This window comes from Paenibacillus castaneae (assembly GCF_002884445.1).
GTDB classification, from domain to species: Bacteria; Bacillota; Bacilli; order Paenibacillales; family Paenibacillaceae; genus Pristimantibacillus; species Pristimantibacillus castaneae.
On sequence record NZ_KZ614144.1, the window covers coordinates 4,449,656 to 4,471,882 of the forward strand.

A 22,227-nucleotide genomic window follows, 5' to 3' on the forward strand; every position below is an offset into this window, starting at 1 on the left:
AAGAAATTAAATTTGATAAAATAACTGACGAACGTTCGTTAATATTCGAGGTGATAATATTGAAAAGTAATGAGATTAAAGACGTAGCTTTAAAGTTTTTTACAATTCATGGGTATGAGGGAGCATCTCTATCTCAAATTGCCGAGGATGTTGGTATGAGAAAACAGTCTCTTTATGCTCATTTCAAAGGGAAAGATGATTTATTTCTACAAGTATTACAAGATGCCAAAGAGGCAGAAATCTCATCGAAACTAAAATATTTGAGTAAAGTGGATAAACAAAATCCCAAAGCGGATTTATTTGGATATCTGCAATTGGTCATTGATTTGTTTCAAAAGAGCGAGCAGTTAAAGTTTTGGCTGCGTATGTCTTTTTTCCCCCCTCTTCATCTGGCAGAAGCGATTAATGAGGAAGTAATTGATACGGAAGAAAAAATTCAAACCGTACTAGAAAGCAAATTCCAAGATTGGATCGATGCCAAAGCCATCATGGAAGATGTCGCCTCCATCCCTACTCTTGCCTTCTTAGGTGTAGTTGATTCGATCATGTTAGAGCTTGCATATGGGAATAATGAACAACGTTTGGATGATAAATTAAATGCCTCATGGACCGTATTTTGGAGAGGTATTTCACAGCTATGATTGTACAGAGAGAGGTATTTCTTCATGAAAAAACCATTGAAAGAACAAAAAACAGTTTTACTCATTCTATTAAGTAATATATTCATTGTTTTTCTAGGAGTCGGATTAATCGTCCCTGTTATGCCATCCTTTATGAATATTATGCATTTATCAGGCCAATCGATGGGCTATCTTATGGCGGCCTTTGCGTTTGCACAACTTCTCATGTCTCCCCTTGCAGGACGATGGATTGACACTTACGGCAGAAAGAAAATGATCGTTATCGGCTTATTCCTCTTCAGTATATCAGAGGTGATCTTTGGACTTGGCACACATGTATCTGTTCTTTATTTGTCCAGAATTCTAGGAGGCATTAGTGGTGCATTTATTATGCCTGCCGTAACTGCCTTTGTTGCAGACATTACCTCAGTAGAGGAAAGGCCCAAAGCAATGGGTTATATTTCCGCTGCTATTAGTATCGGTTTTATTATTGGCCCTGGTATCGGAGGTTTTATTGCTGAGCTAGGTGTGCGTGCCCCATTCTACTTTGCTGCTGGCTTCGCATTATTAACATGTATGTCATCCCTATTTATTTTAAAAGAGCCGCTAAGCAAACAGCAGCTTTTGGAAACCACTCAGCTCAAAAAAGGTACCAGCTTTGTAACTGATCTTAAACGATCACTTCATTCACAATACATTATTGCCTTTATTATTGTGTTTGTACTAGCCTTTGGTTTATCAGCATATGAAACAGTATTTAGTCTGTTTTCAGATCATAAATTTGGTTTCAATCCAAAAGATATTGCAACCATAATTACAATTAGTGCAATCTTCGGGGTTGTCGTTCAGGTCTTTATGTTTGGTAAAATGGTAGATACGCTTGGTGAAAAGAAACTCATCCAGATATGCTTAATTGCTGGCGTATTTCTTGCGGTAGTATCCACCATGATCTCCAGCTATTTAGCCATTTTGCTAGTTACTTGCTTCATCTTTCTCGCATTTGACTTGCTACGACCAGCATTAACGACCTATTTATCAAAGACTGCCGAAAAAGAACAAGGATTTATCGCTGGAATGAACTCAACATATACAAGCTTGGGCAATATCGTCGGACCCGCGTTAGGCGGTATATTATTTGATGTAAACATCAACTATCCGTATCTCTTTGCCGCCGTCATTATGTTTATTGGTCTTGTCATTACAATGATGTGGAAAGAAAAACAATCAGCTAGCAGCTTGGTAAAATAACTGGACACTGGTAAACTTATCCAGGTCATCTTAATAATCTAGTAGACGTCCATTATCATTCCATTGACCGTACATTTTATTTTCTCTAGTATTTGTTATGAATTGTCTAATCTGCTCCTAAACAATTCCGACTGATTCTTATTGCTTTGTATCGTGTCGATCCGAACTCTTTTATAAAGATCTGGAAATGCCATGAAATTATCGTATACTTGCTTTTCCTCTTTTAGCCTTTGCTCTATATCTTCATCTATTCTAAAAGAATTGTAATCCATATTAGGAAGAACTCTTCTTCCTTCGTCTCTCATTAACCCCAACTTTTCGAGGCGGCGGACACGTTCTTTATTTAATTCAGTCCATGAGCTTTTTTTGCTTCTAGGAGACAACCTCTGAGCCAGCTCCGTTTCAGAATTTTTCTTTTTGACTCCATCGATCCATCCAAAGCACAAAGCTTCCTCGACCGCGTCCAAATATAACATCATATTAGGGGTAGGCGTCATACTAACCAAGCTCCAGCAAGATTTTTTAGTCTTTCCATTTTCTTGCAGCCAAATCCTCACATCTTCTCTCGATTTTGCTGGAATCATATTTTCAATTTCCATAGATAAAATACATTTTCCTTTCAAATTGATTCATATTTCCATTAAAAAATGGTCTTCAATTGCAAGACCATTTTTTTAGAATGAGTTACTGTTTGTTGGATATGACTTTATCAAGAAACTTATATGCGTCACTATTAAATTTCCAATTAATCCCAAATTTATCAACCAGCATTCCAAAGCACGAAGACCAAGGAGTATTGGATAACGGCATCATAACATTGCCACCAACAGATAAATGATTAAAGTATTGTTCCAGTATTTGTTTATCATCGATGACTAGACTAATCAGTACATTATTTCCTTTCACCAACTCACCTGTCACCATCTTCATTGAAGGCAAAATATCCGACATCATTATTTTCCCGCCTGTGAATTCTATTGAAGACTCCATAATCATATTTAACTCATTTTCTGGCAGTGGATAGTTTGGATCTTGTGGGATATCCCTAAACTTAACCTTTTTTACTTCATTTGAGCTTAAAGCCTCCGAATAAAATTCAATCACTTGTTCTGCAATTCCATTGTCACCATTCTTAGATTAAGTAGAGAAATAAGAGGAGGAAATATGGACAAGGTCGAGAGACTTATTTCTATAATCATGATATTGCTGAAAAAAAATGTCGTTTCAACAAAAGAATTCGCGCAATTATTTAATGTTTCCAAAAGAACTATTCTTCGCGATATGGAAACACTGAGCTTATCAAACATCCCGATCTATTCTATCCATGGAGTTAATGGTGGGTACGGTATTATGGATGAATACAAGGTTGATAAACGTCTTTTAAGCAGCTCCGACTTAGGGAATATATTAACTGCGCTCGGCGGATTGGAACAAATTCTAATTAGCGAAGAAGTTGAAATTACTCTAAAAAAAATAGAAGCGATGGTTAGCCCATTGTCTCTGAAAAGTTCAATTCAACTGTCATTTTATGATTGGGAGGGTCGGTCTGAGATTATTCAAACCTTGAAGACGTGTCAAGAATCAATATTAAAGAGAAGATTAGTTTCATTTGATTATATAGATAAAAATGGCACCACGACGAATAGAATTGTCGAGCCATATCAGCTTCATTTTAGCGAAACAAGTTGGTATCTGAAAGGATTCTGTTTACATCGTATGAGATATAGAACGTTTAAATTATCTCGGATCGATAATCTTAATATGGGTGAAAAAACATTTAACCCTAGACAATATTTATTAGAACAAGAACACGAAGCAAGTTATCAACCGCAATTAGTCGCTATTAAGGCATTAATTTCACATATCATAAAAGATCAATTCATTGAAAGGTACGGTCGAAAGAGTATTGAATCCTATAGTTCTGAATTTTTATTAGCAACCATTTATGTCCCTCAAAACAGTATTGGATTTCAATTTTTAGCAAGTTTCGGCACAAATCTAAAAATCGTAGAGCCCAAAACCTATGTTGAAGACTTTCGAAATTTTTTAAATAAAATGATGGATAAATATTGCTGAAGTCTGCATGTATTACAGGGCTTGATGCGTGTGCTGGTGGAGCGTACGCAGGATACGGAGCGGTTGGTTTAATGGTGGTTTAGTAAAAAAAAAGACCGTCAGGATGCATAGATTACATCCTTGACGGTCTTTTTCCTATCAAGCTGGTTTCCGTTTAGCCCATGTGCTTTACGGAGGTTTTCTTCTGCTTCCGCTGCTCCTGAGCTCGTCCAAGAGAGTGCTTCATTCATACGTTACGTTGAAGATAACCGTCCAACCCCCAGCACCCTACTAGCCAAATCTACTTGCTCGTGATCCAGCTCGACTGTAACAGGTCCTATTCTCCGTTGCTCACGCCACTCTCGTAGATCCTCTTCCGTTTCCAGCTTCAGCTCTGCAATCTCTAAAGCTCGGTCGAACACATACTTTGAGGTGTACAAGAGTGTATAGATCCCTCGTCCCCCCGGAATGATCGGCTTATCCCGCTTTACCCACTCTCCTACCGTAAACTTCACATACAGTTTTTCTTCCGTGCCCGATCTTGCTGGTCGCTCGGTAATCTCTTTGCGCCGCACGACCTTCCAGTCCGAGATTTTACCGTACCAGTGAATACCCGTTTCCCCGCGTGGCTCAAACTTCTTTATCGACTGATAGAGTGCCACGTATTCGAGCTGAGTAAGCAGCTTGTGATCCGAGATATTCTCAAGCGGTACATGATAAAACTTAAGTTGTAACGCATCATCGAGCTGCTGTACCTCCCGGAGTGATCCTACCAGTACATTTTTACCGATAAGCTTGTTCTCGTAATAATTTTTCGTTCCACGCGGCCTTGCCGAGCGCTCGTATGCCTTCTCTGGACTATCCATAATGATTTCATCCAGGAAGGCTTCCATCAGCTTGGTGGATCCCGGCAAGAACGGTAGAGCTCCAACATTGATCAGCTCAATGCTTTTATAAAATTTATGCTCTTCATATTGCTCCTCATTGTGATAGGGAAATAGCACATAAGCCCCGAACATGCTGCGTTCCAGTTCTTTCCCGCTTCCCTCTGCGTACACAATAGCGTCACGGTACCGATGCATCGTATTAATATCGGACTCCTCCGGTCCCGGAAGCGTGTAATCCCTTCGATAGGGAGTCCCCTCATACGCTGGATTGAGCCGATACTTCGCATCAAAAATATACTTATATTCCGCATCGGAATCGTTCTTCTTCAATGTCAGCACATTGTCGGGACTTTGAGAAATCGTCGGCGTTTGCTCACCACTTGGCAAAGTGTTGTAGTACAGCGTAAAAATCTCGCTATTCTTCGGATTACGGTAAACCATCTTTGCCTTTTGCGATTTGTCTAAAGTAACAAACACGCCTGTCCGGTTCACCTTAATAATATCTTGCTTCAACAGCTCATACTTACGACTCAGCAAGTCATGAATCTTGAGAAAACACCAGTATTCATATAGCTGCGCCAGATCCTTCATCGATAATCGGAACAGATCACTCTGGATAGAGAGTCCCTTCATCAACATCAAATAGTTACGATACACCTCGCGGTATCCCGGCGCCATCTGAAGCACAAGCGATACGGAGAGCTGCCTCATCTCCTTAACGTTCAAAAAATCTAGCTTGAGCATCCTTTGTAGCTGTGATTGCATATCATTCAACTTCCGCGCCAGTATTGGATCCTTAAGGCGTCCCTTCTCAGCTAGGCGAGCCTTCAGTTCTTTAAGCTTGCTGGCAATACGGAGCAGAACCCAACGAATAAAACGATTCTCGTTCGTATCGTAATCCACATACCGCTTCGTCTCAATCGCATGGCTCGGGTAATAGCGTTGTCCGTTCATTGGAATAAAACCAAGCTTATCGTCCTGTACGAGCAGTTGCGGACGCTTGGTCAGATAGGAAATGCTCTCCTTCCCCGTCTTCTTCAAACGTCCTGATTCTACTACTCGGTTCTCCACTTGATGCTTGGAGTGAGGCGAGCTATTAATCCGTTCCACCGCCTGTACAAGCTGAGCGAATACATGCTGAAGGATCGTGAAGAACTCGGTTAAGCTTTGATGGCGTGTTTCCTTGAGACCCGTGAGATTGTACGTTTTACGCAAAAAATCGAAAGATAAGTTATAGATTTGTTGATTGACGTCGTTTAATATCATTTGATAATCATTTTTATAATCCATTTTGACTGGAAAAACTTCAAGCTGAAGCAGTAAAATAGCCTGTCCATTCAAACGCAGCTCCAGATCAGTCAGTCCAACCTCATTCTGAAAGTTTAAAACGCCTGATAGGATCATACTGCCCAGCGGCTTGACCGCTTGCCTCAAATAAACATTTTCATGAAAAAAGGTAAGCGGAATGTCTTGTTTTTTTTCGATGACGATCTCGTAAGCCTGCGTTTCATAAAAGAGCGGATAGCTCGGTATTCCCGTCTTCCAATCCGATAGTTCCTTTGTCTCAGGATGAAACATTGAAACCTTTTCTATTGAAAGTGCAGTCGAGGGCGCAGAAATTTGCAGTTGTGCTTCTATAAGCTGATTGTCATCATTTCTATGCAATTGCAGCGTATCTACCGTTGGATGGAACGGCTTACCCTGTATGTACAAATTAAACAGGCTCGTTTCGACCCGTAGCAGCTCAACACTCTGATTAAGAGAGCCAATAGGAGGTGAATCCATCTTCCTCTAACCTCCGTAACATAAAGGCTATTTTCCGAGTACTCATCGGGTATTTAGCTCTTTCTTCCGGTTCATGTGCACTCCACTTCATGTACAGATCGGAGGCGTCATCCATCAAGCTATTCACTGACAAAGCTTTGCCTAACGCTTCCTGCATAAGGAGAAGAAGCACGCGCTTGACCGATGAGCTACTGCCTTGTACGCGTGGCAATATTTTCTGCAAAAGCTGTAAATCGAATGCTTCATCCTCACCCATAAGACTGAACCGTTCGTTATAGATCATATAGAAGCAAACGGCATCTCGTATACGGAATCCAACATGCGAATGAACCTGCTCCAATATGTTATTCACTTTGACCAGCTTCGCTGTCACTTGCTTCACCAGCTCTTGATTCTCCCCGTAAGCATCAATGAGCTGTAAATACTCACTGCGTAGAAAAGCATTAGAGGTCTTAATAGTTGTTGCTTCATTCGATTGAATAACTTGATCTGGAAATTGCTCAAGATTAATGTAGTTAAATTCAATCGTATTGGCGCGGTCCAGTACCTTTTTGCTAAAAGGATGCGTCGTCTCATCCATATTGACAGTCCCAATTAAATAAACATTATCCGGGAGCGATAGGTTCCCGTAAATTGGTTGGTCATCTGATGCAAGAGTGTCCTTGTTAATAAGAGGCATCGTCACGATTGCCTCACCCTGCCACTCCTGCGTTTCAATAATACTAAGTAGATCGCTGAAATAATGCTCTACTCTAGCTAAGTTCATCTCATCCAAACAAATGAAATACGGCTTCCGTTGATTGCTTGGTTTTGAAGCCTCGACAAGCGCCTCCGCCAACCGTCCTGGACGAAACGCACCCGATAAATCCTTATAGCCTATAAGGTCCGACGGATCACTCCAGTCTGGACGCACAGGAATAAGAGTGAATTGATGGTTATGACTAAGAGCACCTAACGCTTCCGCGAATAATTTCACTAGCTTCGTCTTTCCCGTCCCAGAGACACCTGCTAGAATGACAAAGGGTTTTGTTTTGAGAGATAGGTATAAGTTCTCTATTAACTCATTCGGAAAGTGAAATCCTTTGTTACGGATGAAGGATTTAATATAACTTAAGCGGTCCGAAACCGTCATTGTATCCAAAGGCTCGGCCTCCTCATCTAATTGGAACATATATTGATCTCCCGTTTTCTTCACAAATTGAAGCTCCTCTAACCAATTCAGCATAAAGCGAGATCTGTTCTCTTGCGTAACCGTTCCCCATTCTTCTTCAAGCCCCATTGCCGAAATAAAAGCGGTATTGAATTCGTCTAGCGTAAATGTACCAAGCTCCCCCACTATTGAAATAGCTAGATTCATTACCTTAGCGAGATTAGTAGCATGGTCACCATTTGATTCTCCCAGATAACGTCTAATTAATTGAACCTGTTCTGGGCTCAATCTCCACTTATTTTCATCAAAAGCTAAATAATATTCTGTCCCTTGCGGAGTTAATGAGTAGTACCCATCTTCTACCGAAATTTGACCTAGCTCCTGTAAGGCTCTCCCCACATGTTGAATCCGTTCTTTGGGGTTTTTAACATCGTCCCCCGAGATAAGCACGGTTGCTTGATTGGAGACTAGTTCGTTGATGTGTATAGGAGAATAATTGTTGTTACCTAAGTAAGAGATAATTCCTTGACCCAAATAGAGATGTGCCAATGTGTATTTAAAAGTTGAAGGGGCTGTTGGTTGCTGTTGTTCGGTTACTTGATCAGCGTAAAGCTTATAGTTATACATCATGTTTTCTAGATCAGCAATAAGAATGTCATCTTCGGGGATGTTGTTTCGATCATAACGTACATACGCTACAGTAGAAACCTGATAATCTCGCCCTATCCCACTGGAAGTTAAATGGATATTTTCGTCTTTATGTAGATTCTGAAGTGGCAAGAGCTCCCTCATCTCTCTCACCTTTTGCTCAAAATACTGGTAGCCGTCTTTTTTTCCCCGTTCTCGCAGAGGCACAGTAACCCCTTGAAGTAGAGTTAAATAGACAGCACTCATGTCTTCAGCAAACAAGTAAACGATATATTCACCTTGCTGAGTAGTTGTTGTAAGACGTTTATCTAGAATAGCCAGCCAAGGGATGTTGGCCCAGTTGCCTTGACCTATCGAGCCTTGTACCTTATAGTCTCCATTCATAAATGGTAATTCTCTCAGATACTCGGGTAACGATTGCCTAAAGAGCCTGCCTAGCTGATGATTAGCAAACTGTTGGGTTTTAGCTTCAATGTACGTATTTAGAATCAGTGATAGTGACTCCTGTAAGGATATTGTCGGAGCTGAGCTCAATTGGCTATTGTAGTTCGACAATTCAATGCGAGCATATTCACTTAGTTCGGCTATAACATCTTCATTCAATTTATCCCATATATGAGGTTTGAAGGTAATAGTATCAGGTGTTACTTCCAGAATGGAGGATAAAGCATCAATGGGTGTTTTAAGTAACGACTTGGTTTGACCCAGTGTAAAGTCACTCCACTTAAACGCAGATCCCTGTGGCGGATAATCTACTTGTGCTCCATTCATGCTACCATCCCGGTAATACGATAAAAACCGCTCAGCCACTTGGTTGAGCGGTAACCTTCGATTAAATGACTCTTTGTAATCATCAAGAATAGATAGAACTAAGACCATTTTGTAGGATTTTTGTCGGCTCCGAAATATCGAAGCAAGCTCTTGTGGCAATGTCATATGATTTCGCTCCAAACTATCAGTTAGACTTTTTGGCTTTTCTATGTGTTGGGCTTTAATCAAGATATGGCGTCTTTTCCTGACTTTAAGTGTATCACCGGTAAAAAATAGAATCTATCTATATTGATCTTGTATTCCTACATTTAGGAAATGAAGTACAACCCCAGAATTCCCTACCTTCTCTGCTCTTTCTTTTTATCATTGGAGCTCCACACGTGCAAGTAGATTCTGATGACACAGCTAGTTGTTTTTGAGTTGTCTGTAATTCAGAAATTGTGGATTTCATGGTTTTAGGTATTTTCTTAGACTCCTTATTCCCCGGTTTCCATTTGCCCCATGTTTTTAATTTTTGTTCAATTATTCCTCCGTGCCAATAATCAACTTTAAACTTCTCCGCCTCTGTTCTAGCTGGGCCTGTTAGATCTGATGTTGTGATAAGAAGGCTAAGAATACAATCATGGTTTCGCTTAGCTCCGACCAGTTCTCGAACAACCTGTACGCCAATTAGATTGTGATTTGCATAACACTTGGCCTGTACAGCTGTTTTCTCACCTCTCTGATCAATGATGACAAGATCTACACCACCATCCTTGCCACCAATACCGACTTCAAGAACCGTAAATCCTTGATCGCGGAAATAGAGGGCGAGTATTCGTTCAAATTCAGCACCAGACATACTTTCTAATGAGCTGCTTAAAATCTCTTGGTCCGGTCTACTTAGCTTTGAATGCAGTCGTTGAGATTTAATACTGTTATTTGATTTCCGATTTGTTTTCCTATCTCTCTTTTTCTTTTTACTTGGAATTAAACGTATAACAACGCCAAGCGTGACTATCAAGAAAAACATGATCATAATCATAGCTATCACATTCCAAGAAGCAACTAAGCTTTTTATTTTTTCATATTGATTTGCACAGGTTATTAAAATATAAGCAGATCCAGCAAACCCAACTAAGCTCGCAAGCTTTTCTGGTATCCAAGGGCTGAGGAATCTGTAATACAACACTGCCCCTAGAAATAAGAAGAAGAGGATGCACATGAATATAAAGATTAATGGAGCTAATAAACTTTGATTCATTAATTGAGCTAATTCGTTATTCAACAGGAATACTCCTTATTAAGTAAAGTTATATAAAATCAATAAATATTTAATATATTATTCTTAGTACGCTTGAATTCCGAACTTTAAAAGCTTCTTGGGTAAGAGATCATCAAGGTTTTGGATATCGCTATCAACAAGTTCTATTAAATTAAATCCATATTTTGAATAGACCTTTATCTTCTCTTTTTTTCGTTCTGCATATCTTTCATCGTTTTCTAGACCCCAAAACTCAATATATACTTTTCCAACAGGAAGATAGAAATCACAATAAATCTCTTCTTCCACTGGTAATCTCCGTTCATAGGCATGGACGATTTCCGACATATACAGCCAATTATCAATTAACATTTCTGCTCGAGAACGAACATAGTGTCCATCGGCTGCACGATGCTTTGCCTCAAACTTATCACGAAAATTAGAACTAGAAGGTAGCTTATCTTCTTTAATATCTTCCGCAGGTGTTCCTTGAACGGACTGGAAGGTCTCGAGAAGTCTTTTGTTTGTTAGTATACTTGAATCCCAACAAACATAAGGGACTCCCGTTTGCTCATATTCAAATTGTTTTCCACCTAGGCTTTCTCCAAGCTTTGTTACTGTCCAACCTTTTACATTTTTTTGAACCATTCCAAGCTCTGATAAGATTGGGTTAATTCTAAACTTTGATATATTAAAATGCTTACTCAGTGTAATTGCACTCAATAATTTATCAGAGCCACCAATTTCTGAAAGATATTCTTTTATCTTTCCATCCCACGCTATATAGGTACCATGCTGTGGATGACTCTTCATTGTTTCCCCCATCTCGACACCTTTATTGGTTAATACCCAAGCCTCGTTTTCTCTTAGAATGCATCCTGCATCCGTTAAAGATTGAAACAGGTGCTTTGCTTGTAACCCCAGTTCTTTTGCTAATGCTGTCGTTGATATTTGTTTCTCGCTCATCTGATCCTCCTAGTTGATTGACTCTTCCAGTTCAAATTAAATGTGGTAGCTATGTTTACTGCTCATAGTCGAGTTTCATTATTTTTTCTTAGGACTGTTTATGACTAACTAAAGTAAACTATTGAAATTTCTTAAGCGCCATGTATTAACACTAAACGGAAATAATTAACTTTGGTAGATTTCGACAAAATAGTACAATAGTCCTTCTTTGTGAATTATTAAATCTCAATACTCAATAGTAAAGCATGAAAAGAAAAAGACGCTGCTATAATCTCGCATACGTCTCAACCTTATTCTCCATTTAGCCTTCTTAATGTCCTTTGTCATTACTTTGCATACGATATAAAGAGTGCAACAGATGCATTGATCGTATATTAGACTTTTGCTGCAATGCATATCGAACATAAAAAAACCAACACCTTATTGATAATTTGGTGTTGGCTTTTTTCAAAAAACTCAGTTATCTTTTAATACAGTCCTTCGTTTCATTCGTAGAATAAAACAACCTCTTTATTGAGTGTGCTAGCAGAAGAACACAGAAATATAGTTATCCGTTATATTTCTCATCACATCTGACTACTCACAAAGACTTTTGAGATCACAATCGGTGCTTCCGAGGTATGAGGATGAAAACTATCATAACCTTATAAATTGAAAATTGAGTACTGTAGCCTCTCACCTTCATGTTCTTTTTCAACCATATTCAAATATTTATCCATTTCTTTTTCTCTAATTTCTACCTCATTTTTCGTTAATATAGATATTTCCGATTCTCTTTTTCCAATTGAATTAAATGAAGTCCCTACTCTTACGCCAGAGTTTTTTGTAATCCACCAACGATCATGAATTGGTAAAACCCCTTTAGACTTTGTCCCTGTTATTACCACTTTGGTGTCTGGTGGATCTTGATCTGAAAGATGAATCCTCCAGTAATTCTTATAGGTACTCTCCCAAGGTTTCTCAACTTTTTCGTGGTGTTTAACGCTTGTAAGAATCTCAATATAACAATCAGGATTTACGGTTCGAATTAATTGTAATATCTCCAAATCCTCAACGCCGAAGTATGGGTCACAAATCTTTATATAGTCGCTTAACTCTTTTTCTAGCCAATCTCGAATATATTGTATTGCTACTTCTCTTTCACCAGACTTAATAAATAAACTTTCGTCATTTGCCTTTATTGTATTTATCTTTAATAGTTTAAGTTGTTTTGTATTTCTACTCGATAGTTTTAAAGAAACCTCAGCAGCAATTAAACACGATTCAAGAATTGGCCTCAAATAAGTAATAGCGTGGTTTGTATTTGAATACCTCTTAACTGCATTTTCAATAATCCAAGAATATGTTGTGTATGATTTGTCGAATAAAATACTAGATGCTAATAACAAATACTCCTTTGTACTCTCGAAATTTACTGTTTCAACCCTACCAGCATTTAGTGACGCTAATAGCCTATATGATGCTTTTACATACTGTTCCCTCGAGTATCCATTTTCTTCGGGTTTATTTTCCTTCTTTTTCTCGAGCATTTTCTTCCTTAGTTCTAACACACCCAATTGCTCATTAAGTTTCTTATTAATACTTTTTCTCGCAGTGTCATCATCTGTTAAAGAAACCAAAGAATTAGCAAGTTCCGGATCAATTCTATGAGCAAAATCAATAATTCTTTTCTGAGCAGAATTAATCTCTTCGTCCTCTTTTTTCAATGTTAACTCCATAGCCTTTTTTAAATACTTCTTACTCATCGTAGAATCTATATCTATTAGAATATTTGAAATTGATTCATATGATTGAATTTTATCCAGCATGGTTGGGATATTACTTACAATCCCCTCCAATTCAATCAATATATCACTTTGGTTATTAAACTCTTTTCTATTTAAACATCCTAATAAGATTGAAATCACTAATGCTTTATCAGATGTATTAGGAATATCCCTAGCCATTATAACCAAATCATTCCAGTATTTCATTGATTTGTTTCTATCCATTCTCCATACATATGCAAGAGACGCGATTTTATAGCCTTCGTGTGTAATATGTCTTGGATTTGGAAATTTATCACTAATTAACTGCTGTAATTTTTGTATTATACTTGAATTCTGTTGTTTTGAAATTAATGAGTTTGATTCTTTAGTAGTCAAGCTAAATGATATTGTTTTAATAACATCATATACGATTGTATCGTGGGTAATTTTCTCCAGCAATTCACATATATCTATAATCTCTTCATAGTTTAATTTAAATGTCTGAGCATACACCTCATCAAACGGTTGAGTTGGAGATAATTTTCTCATAATATACTCACAAATCTTTAAATAAGCTACGTCTTTTTCAAGAGACGGAAGCTCGTCTATTACTTCAAATGCTGTTAATTTGTGTGCCAAATAAAGTGAAACGCATATGTTGCTAATAATAAAATATTTATAACGCCGATCATTTTCTGCAATTTGCTCTACATTCTTCTTCACAAAATCACGAACTACTAATTTACCTTCTTCAATTCTTCCTGATAGGAAAAATGAAACTGCTAATTCTGAATATAACCTTGCCTTTTCACCACTAGAAGGAATTGTCTTTATTAAAAAGCTAATTCGTTCAAAATCAGGCTTTACATCAAACTTTTCTTTAAGCAAACCTGAAAAGCTACGAATAACAAGTCGTAAAGTTGAAATAAAAGTCCATGATCCTTTTGGATCATCTAACAAAGTATTTTCTCTGAATGCTTCAGTCAATTCCAGATATTCTTTAGCAAGTTCTAATGAATGATGAGATAGTTCGCTAATAATTTTAAAACCAATGTCTATTTTTCTCCAACCGATATCTATATTATCCCATGTATGTCTTAACTCTTCTTGTATTTTCTCATTGAACACTTTATATTTTAGATTAGATTTGAAAATTTTAATTAATTCACAACATGCATCACATCTTATCTCTGCTTCTGTTATCCAACTTACCCTATCAAATATAGACATTAATTTTGACAAGATATCATCATCTATTTCCTCTACCTTTTCTGCTGCTACATGAATTACATCATATATTGCCTCATTTATTAAATCATGATCAGTAATCTTAGTGATTATATCTGTAATTATCTTAATATTTACAGCGCTTATCCTCTCTTCAAGTAAAGATTGAATACACAAAGAGTAGGCTGCATTTCTATTAATTTCTGTATTAATTTTTTCAATTATGTTCAATATAAATTCCATGTCAACTTTTGAAAACTGATTAATAAAAGTTTTTAGATGGTGAATCTGATCTGCTGTTCCTTGTAATAGATTATCTAGAACACCGTTTAAGTCAGACCTTACAACAGTATTTATTCCTTCTTTTTCTTCTAATACATTATCTAAATCTATTTTTGCTATTCCCATATACAACATTGCAAACCCACTAGTTTTTGTTTCAATATCCTCTATCTCGGAGATGTAGAAATAAATTTCCATTAATCTTTGGTAAGCATGATTCTCATCATAGTATTTCTCATTCTCTGCTAAAATTAACTGTAATGATATGTAATCTTCAGTAGGTCCTGATTTTTCAATATTCTTTTTTTGGCTATCAAATATATTGATATAACTTTTCTTTTTAGATACATCATCAATATGTTTAATTAATTGTGAAATGTTTAGATATATCAGAGCATTTGGAGCATACGCTGCTTTGTTTAGTGTTAAATTCAAAGCATATTCAAGCACGTCCTCCGCTCCATCTTTGAATTTCCCCCCTTTTGCCCAGTGTCCTAAGAAATAAAGTTGGTCAGTGTTTGATTCTAATTTTTGAACTTCTCCTAACACTTCTTTTGCAGAGTAATCGCTTATCAACAAGGCCGCTTCTGTGGAGAATTTTTTTACCTCTGGATTCTTAATTTTACTTCTAATATCTTTAATAGTTTCTGTAAATTCAAGATTAGAATCAGATTCAACCTTTGTACTAATAGCTGCTAATGAAAGAGTAGCCAATGCCCAATCAAGTTCGTTTTCTCTTTTACCTGATTTTCCTCCAGTTAATTTCTCCATTAACTCAATTGCCAAGTCAGGAAAGCAATAAAGTAAATTTGAGGCTATTACTACTGCTTTTTCCCCTAGCTGTTTATAATCAATTCTATTGTAGAGATTTTTTATCTCTTCCAAAATCTCGAAATCCGGAGTTAATCCTTGCTCTTTTTTTATTTTTGCTATTATTGTAAGCATATGTAGTCTTTCGTCTAATAAGTTAGTCGTTTGGGTCAAAGCCACAGCTCTGTCGTAATCATTTAGTAACATTCTTGCTTCAATTTCAGAGATCCATATCTTAGGCTGGTTATTTTGCTTGATTAGAGATTTGCTCAAACAAAATCTAATTAAATCCCCATCCCTTGAAAGATTATCTGCAGCTTTTATTGCAATATCTGTCTTGTGTTGAACTGTATATATGCTCTGAGCTTGAACTAGCATTTTCTCGAACAGCTCAGGTGATAAGTAGTTAAGAAAATCTTCAAATCTACCTGCATATTCCAGATAATTAGGTAAATATTCAATCGATAAATCACTTTCCGGATCATTAAGAAAAAATGAAATTAAAAGATCATGAACGTGTTGTTTGTTATGCGCTAGTTTTTTAGCTGCAAACTTCTGAATCTCTTCCGATAAAAAAGTAACTTGCTTACTATTATTCAATTCTAAAAAGGAAATAGAATCTATGAAACCTTCAATTACCTTTGCATCAATATCTAATAACTTTGAATAGAAACTAATATCATTAAGCTTTCTATCGAGTGCTGTAATAGATAATAACTCAATTAATTTATCATTCGTCTCATCAATCTGTCTCCACTCTAGCTCATATAAATCAACAAACTGATTGTGTAATTCAAAAATGATTCTTTCAGTATCTAGACCTGAGTTTATGTTCCTTTTAACAGCAGATAACTTTCCCGGGATACCCTTGCATATTTTATGTAATTCTTTTATTGAGTCTTCTGTAATGCTATTGTTGTGATACAATAATTTTGTTTCATCAATAGAAAAACCAGACAACGGGAAACCTTTTGTCTCTACTTTATTATCTAGCAGTTTAATTATGGATCCATTCTTACTTGCAAAGACAAATTTAAATGATTCATAACCAAGCGGTAACATCTCTATAATTAACTCTTTAATATACTCATTCTCTTTTGGAATATCTTCTAAACCATCGATTATGAAAAAAAATCTGTCTTTGTTTCTTCTAAGCCTTTTATGTAATTCAAAAAGTTTCATTTTCAATGCTGTATCATCTACATTGCTGAAATCTTTTATTTCTTCTTTATAAAGAATCCATTGTAACTGATTACATAAATCATACTTAATAATACTAGGATCATACCCATACATGTTATTTGGTCTTATAAATAAAGACAAAGTTTTATTCGGATGTCTTGTAGCAAGTTGTCCCAGAAATATAGTTTTTCCAAAACCCTCCTTAGCCTCCAATATAACATTCTGATGTCCATCTTCGAATAACGATTCAATTGTATCAAGCAAGTTGTCTCTCCAAACCATATCAGTAGGTAAACTTGGGAAACTTAGACATGCAACTGTCAGATCCATAATTTCAGCTAACGCCATTTTCATCACCTATTCTATTGTTTTTTAATTTTAAACATAACTAGTTTATTTTCTGAAAAAAGCAAACTGTTCAAAAAAAAATTGCTAGTAAGGATTTATTAAATCGCGTTAGATAGCTTTAGGATATCATGTCTTTCCGAAGGTATTGAAAATAATGCGGTTAGTTTCTAATTTGCTAATCGCGGTTAATCTATTACGTATGTACCATATATTTATTTAACAGCTTTAAGACATTAGTTATTTTCACAAAGCAAAGTTTCTCATAGACTGATCAATCATGTCATCTGTTAGACCGATATATCGCATTGTCACGGATTGTGATGAATGGCCTAAAATTTGTTGAAGCAAAGCTAAATCCTTATACTTTTGATAAAAGTGATAACCGAAGGTCTTTCTCATGGTATGTGTCCCTATCGAATCTTGGATGCCGACCTCTCGTGCTACGGCGCTAATAATGTTCCATGCCTGCACCCGACTAATCGGATTGTCTCCCTTTCGAGAAGGAAATAAATAATCATAATCGTCCAATGAATAACAGTACTTTTCCAGTTCATTTTAAGCGTTTCAGTTATTAATATACGACGAGTATTTCTAGTTTTTTTCTCACGCACCATTAAATGCGTAGCCCATTTCACATCCCTCACACGTAGCGGTAGAATATCACTAATTCTTAGGTCCGAATTAATACTCATAAAAAATAGTCTCGGTAAGATCGACGGTTCAGCAATTCTTTTATCTCTCTTAATTTAGTCCCTGATTGGTTGAACGGTATTCGCTCCTAAAGATGTTCTGATTATAGGCCACCTCTTATTCAATTTAATTAGATTAATTATACAATATATTCAAAATGTTAAATACATAGTTTTTCCAACTTTCAGTAAGCATATCTCCAACTTAACGCATTGTGCATTTTGTTAAGTTCTTTCTTTAATGGATATTTTCGAACTGCGATACCTATCCTTCACCTGAAGCCAATTTAAAATAAATTTAAAACTTGTCAAAGGAAGCTAGCAGGCCTTTTGTTTTCTAGCTGTCGCAATTCATAATACACTTCGTCATAAGAAAAAGGAGCAGCTCCGCCGCTCCTCCCCACATTAATATTCCAAAAACGCTGCAGCAACAAATAACCGCTCACATTTGATTTTTTCTTCTTGTAAACGATTTTTAAAATCGTCTAACAGACAGTTCAAAGCTGTGATAAGCAATCCATTCGTTACCAAAGTAGCTTTGCAGGGCTCAGCGCTGCCGATCACACGAACAGCAATGATTCGGCGTGCAGAGCCGGGAACAAGGGGGATTCTTGTCCAAGTGATCAACACTAAGTCAGGTTGACGAAGAGCTTTTAATCCAGCCAATCCGATCACCTTGATTCTATTAAACTTCTATATATCAGATGCGTGATCAGTTCACAAGGTGCCAAGCTAATGGCGGAGATATCAACGTTATAGCACAGAAAAAGGGACCCATCCCACTAGGATGAGTCCCCACTCCCTTACTCCTTTACTCTATTGCTCTCTTCCTCTTACCGATCAGACCGATAAATCTCCTTCACTAACCGATAAGCCAATTTCGGCTTGCGATACTCGCTCAGCAATCCTTTATTATTAAAGCTCCGCGCACGATCGCGGAAGTAAGGCCGGTCGCTTCGCACATCGACGCGAATGTCGGCGAAATGCCAGATAAGCGTGCCAGCGATGCGAGGGTCGTCGCGGAATATCTGCAACGCACGCGTTACCACATCCGCCTGATAGTCTTCGCTAAATAAGCGCGGCTCCCAGCCCGCATCTCCGAATATACCCGCTGCGCCGAACTCGCTCATGATGACAGGCTTGCCGCCTGCGCCTTGCTTCTCGGCATGAATGTAGTAGTTCTCCAGCATCCTGCTGAATCCATCCACGCTGCCTTCATACCAGCCGTAGTATTTATTAATACCGATAACATCGAAATAGGACAGCACAATATCCTGCTCCGGATGCATAGTCGCGTAGGTGACGAGTCTGCTGCTATCCATACTGCGAATTTTGCCTACGAAAGTTCTCGTCAGCTCGAGCGCTTCTTCTGTCCGCGTATCAATTTCGTTGTGGGCTCCCCAGAAAATGATGGACGGATGATGATAATCTCGGGAGATCATTTCATCCAGCATCTTGACGCCACGCTCTATGAAGATAGGGCTTGCCAGTGTTTCTCTACTCATAAAACAGCCCCACATCGGAATCTCGCTCCAGAGCAGCATCCCGTGCTCATCGAGCAAATCGATCCAGAACTGGCTCTGCGGATAATGCGATCCGCGCACGATATTGCAGCCCATGTCGGTCAAAATATCAAGATCCTTCAGCATCAGCTTCGGCGGGAAAGCAAATCCCCACTCGGGATGCTCCTCATGCCGGTTCACGCCTTGGAGGTATAGCTTTTTGCCATTCAACAGAATATCGTTGCCCCGCACCTCAACCGTGCGGAACCCTGTACGGTCTATGAGGTCATCTTCCCCCGCTTGAACGGTAAATGTATAAAGCGCAGGCTCACCTACTTCCCATCTACGAATCTCCTCAAGGCTCCCCTGAAGCGTCAAACTCACAGCCTGACCGGCAGCAACCTGCACATAAGAGGCAGAAAGTGAAAGCCCCTCCGTGAAGGCACTCACCTCAACCCGACATTCTCCCTTGCTAAGTGAATGGAGCTCAATTTGCAATTGAATATCCGCTGAGTCATCCTTCAATTGATAATTAATTTTCATCGAGTTTATGTACACATCAGGCAGCTCCTGCAGCTCGACAGAGCGGATAATCCCCCCATAAGAATGCCAGTCCGCAATGTCCGTCGGCAGCGTTTGCCAGTCCACCGTATTATCCACTCGAATAACGAGCTCATGCTTTCCTTGAGCAAGCTGCGGCAGAAGGAGTGAGAATTGTGTAAATCCGCCAAAATGGTACCCTATATGCTGACCATCCACGTACACATCTGCATGATGGAGAATGCCTTCGAAGACCAGACGAATATTCGCTTCTTGCACATTATCAAAATAAGTACGGTACCAGGCCGCGCCAATATAATCATAAGTGCCCAATTCATTATTCCAACAGGAGGGCACGACATGCTTCCGCGAACCTTCAGGAAATTGAGAGGCCCATCCCTCTTGAATACCTTTATTGTCAGGGTCCGTTATAAAATCCCATAATCCATTCAAAAGCCTCGTAGGACGCAAACTATGCTGCTGAAAAGTACGTATCACAATAAACAAGCCCCTTTTATGTATGCTTCGTAAAGCGTATCATAAAAGAAGAGCACAATTGAATGGATAAACCTCTTCACTATTTGTCAAAATCGCTACAAGGATGGTGATCCTTCACCTTGAATAACCATCGTATTTACCATCATCGGCTATCTTATGAGAAGCCTCCTGTTCCCGGATGGAAGGATATTCGCAATACGACGGACGTCCATTCCTTGTACTTGATTCATAGCGGCGAAGGCGAATTTCTTCATGGAGTGGAGGAAGAACCGCTGCACGTGCAGGCGGGTGATTTATTGTATTTGAAATATGGATTTACATTGACGATGGTTTCCTCTATGGACAAGCCATTATGCATTCGCATGCTCCTTTTTGATGTGCTCAATATTCCCTACGAGCATAATCACTGGCTGAAGCCCGTCCCTGTTGACTCGCTGAATATACCTTTTTATAAGGTATACTCACCAGAGCAGTCGGATTGGATCGAATCGCAGTTCACACGCATTTGGTCGATTAAAGGAACTGAACCCCATGATCGGCAAGCAGAATTCCAATATGTGCTGTCTCGATTGATTTATTTCATGAAGGATACGGATACGACGTCGCACAATCCTTATATGAAAGCTTTCCAACAGGCAAAGCTTTGTAAGGTTCGGAATGAGCAAGCAAAAACGTTGCTGTTGCTGACGGATGAGCCAATGAAAGCGATCGCGGACGCTTGCGGATTTGCAGATGAATTTCATTTTGGCAAAATGTTTCGCGATTGGAATGGGATCGCTCCTGCTCGCTTTCGAACAATGAACAAATCGGATCGTTAGGCTTGGCCTCACCCCGGATAATCGGTAATCACTTTAACAAAATCATTGGTATGGAGTGCAGGCTTATTTGATTTTGTACTCTTCTAACATATCCTCCTGTTCAATAAGAATAAACCCTTGCTACAAAACGGTCATTTCCTCAATTTTGACCCAACTTTTCTACAACTTTATTAATAATCTGAATAAACTCTTGCTACAAACACAGGTAAAAGCCTAATATCCGAAGATCCCGCCCCCTCTCGCTTCAATCGCCGCAATCCCACGCCCAGTAAGGCATCTCAGCCCTTCTCTCGCCTTTTTCTTCACTACGAAGCCTGCCGCGGAGCCAGAAGGTTAACGGAGCATAAAATGAGCCATTAAAGCTTGATGAGAAAGACATGTGATTATGCTTTGGTTTGAAGCGAATAGCTGATTAAAATGATCGATTAAAGATCCGAGTAAAGCCTTTTAATGCAGTCGTGGCGCAAGATCCTTGATGTTATGCAAGTAAAAAAAGAGAGAGAAAAATTACCTGATAAAAATGGATTTGGGTGATGAGGCGAGGATGGGCTGAGGAAAAGAAAGATAAAAAAACCGAGCGAAAAGCAGGAGGAAATCCTGAAAATCGGTCGGCTCAGCGGAATTCACTTGGATCTGAGTTTACAACGTGCTCCATTTAGCGATTCGATGAATTTATCACGACTTTATTCGATTTTTAGCACGGCTTTATTGGTAATATCAGGGGTCTATTAATTCTTTACACCTCCCGATATATCCTTACCACACACTCCACATGGCTTGAGTGCTGATCGCAGACATGATGTAGTAGTGTTTACATTGACTTATAATAATTAATTTATAACGCCGCATCAATTTTTGGTATAGTCTCACTCGATGAGGTAATTGTCCGTTCTCGGAAACATATTTACGGTATTTTGGGCTATCGGTAGGCGGGAACATAGCATCTCTTAGGTACCGGATTCTGACACAATTTAATATCGTGTAGAACCTGGTACCTGAAAATCAACTGTTTTTTATCCATGTTTGAATTTTACTCTCTATTAACGTTGCATCCATACTTTCGTCTAATCCATCCTCTGTAATTATCAAATTTCACTAAAACAAATATCACCATAGCTCTAAATCGGCGCTTATCGATAACTGTTTTGGCAATACTCGAACTAGGTTGGCTTGGCATCTTATAAGCCTTTTACCCGTCCCAGCTCTCCCC

Annotated in this window: 12 protein-coding genes and 2 pseudogenes; 4 read left to right on the top strand and 10 right to left on the bottom strand. The window is 38.5% G+C overall.

Translation table 11 applies throughout. The annotated features are described in order from the left end of the window. Positions 1 to 59 precede the first annotated feature (59 nt). On the top strand, positions 60 to 641 hold the full coding sequence (locus CEF13_RS20080) for a TetR/AcrR family transcriptional regulator (protein ID WP_102713353.1): 582 nt from the start codon (positions 60 to 62) through the stop codon (positions 639 to 641). Positions 642 to 665: 24 nt separating this feature from the next. Then, positions 666 to 1,868 carry an MFS transporter gene (locus tag CEF13_RS20085; protein WP_102713355.1) on the top strand — a complete coding sequence of 401 codons (1,203 nt, stop codon included), beginning with the start codon at positions 666 to 668 and terminating at the stop codon, positions 1,866 to 1,868. Positions 1,869 to 1,898: 30 nt separating this feature from the next. Here the strand turns inward: CEF13_RS20085 and CEF13_RS20090 are convergent. Together CEF13_RS20090 and CEF13_RS20095 are read right to left on the bottom strand one after the other, a co-directional pair. Beyond that, positions 1,899 to 2,467 (bottom strand): annotated as a pseudogene (locus tag CEF13_RS20090) (YdeI/OmpD-associated family protein). A gap of 85 nt (positions 2,468 to 2,552) precedes the next feature. After that, the gene (locus tag CEF13_RS20095; RefSeq protein WP_244917105.1) at positions 2,553 to 2,972 is read right to left on the bottom strand and encodes a VOC family protein; all 420 of its coding nucleotides are present in this window, start codon (positions 2,970 to 2,972) and stop codon (positions 2,553 to 2,555) included. Between the two features lie 60 nt (positions 2,973 to 3,032). Here CEF13_RS20095 and CEF13_RS20100 point away from each other — a divergent pair, with 60 nt between their 5' ends. Next, positions 3,033 to 3,944, top strand: a complete 912-nt coding sequence (locus CEF13_RS20100) for a helix-turn-helix transcriptional regulator (RefSeq protein ID WP_102713359.1) — start codon at positions 3,033 to 3,035, stop codon at positions 3,942 to 3,944. 233 nt (positions 3,945 to 4,177) lie between these two features. Here CEF13_RS20100 and CEF13_RS20105 read toward each other — a convergent pair whose 3' ends face one another. The 8 genes and pseudogenes from CEF13_RS20105 to CEF13_RS20140 form a co-directional block, all read right to left on the bottom strand. Continuing rightward, the gene (locus CEF13_RS20105; RefSeq protein WP_102713361.1) at positions 4,178 to 6,595 is read right to left on the bottom strand and encodes a restriction endonuclease-like protein; all 2,418 of its coding nucleotides are present in this window, start codon (positions 6,593 to 6,595) and stop codon (positions 4,178 to 4,180) included. Then, positions 6,567 to 9,329 (bottom strand): MrcB family domain-containing protein, encoded by a 2,763-nt coding sequence (locus CEF13_RS20110; RefSeq protein ID WP_243864278.1) that lies wholly within the window; start codon positions 9,327 to 9,329, stop codon positions 6,567 to 6,569. Before CEF13_RS20110 ends, CEF13_RS20105 begins: the two co-directional genes overlap by 29 nt. 118 nt (positions 9,330 to 9,447) lie before the next feature. Beyond that, entirely contained in the window at positions 9,448 to 10,431 is a 984-nt protein-coding gene (locus CEF13_RS20115; RefSeq protein ID WP_243864277.1) for a restriction endonuclease, read from the bottom strand. Positions 10,432 to 10,491: 60 nt separating this feature from the next. After that, the gene (locus CEF13_RS20120) at positions 10,492 to 11,373 is read right to left on the bottom strand and encodes a glycerol kinase (RefSeq protein WP_102713363.1); all 882 of its coding nucleotides are present in this window, start codon (positions 11,371 to 11,373) and stop codon (positions 10,492 to 10,494) included. Positions 11,374 to 12,017: 644 nt separating this feature from the next. After that, a complete protein-coding gene (locus CEF13_RS20125; RefSeq protein ID WP_102713365.1) occupies positions 12,018 to 16,970 on the bottom strand; it encodes a hypothetical protein in 4,953 nt (1,650 codons plus the stop codon). Between the two features lie 243 nt (positions 16,971 to 17,213). Continuing rightward, positions 17,214 to 17,728 (bottom strand): annotated as a pseudogene (locus CEF13_RS29720) (tyrosine-type recombinase/integrase). A 336-nt stretch (positions 17,729 to 18,064) separates the two neighbouring features. After that, a complete protein-coding gene (locus CEF13_RS20135) occupies positions 18,065 to 18,325 on the bottom strand; it encodes a hypothetical protein (protein WP_208414278.1) in 261 nt (86 codons plus the stop codon). Between the two features lie 167 nt (positions 18,326 to 18,492). Then, positions 18,493 to 20,199: a glycoside hydrolase family 2 protein gene (locus CEF13_RS20140; RefSeq protein ID WP_102713367.1), complete on the bottom strand. Its 1,707-nt coding sequence runs from the start codon at positions 20,197 to 20,199 to the stop codon at positions 18,493 to 18,495. 119 nt (positions 20,200 to 20,318) lie between these two features. Between CEF13_RS20140 and CEF13_RS20145 the strand changes: the two genes are divergently transcribed. Next, positions 20,319 to 21,017: an AraC family transcriptional regulator gene (locus tag CEF13_RS20145; protein ID WP_102713369.1), complete on the top strand. Its 699-nt coding sequence runs from the start codon at positions 20,319 to 20,321 to the stop codon at positions 21,015 to 21,017. Positions 21,018 to 22,227 lie beyond the last annotated feature (1,210 nt).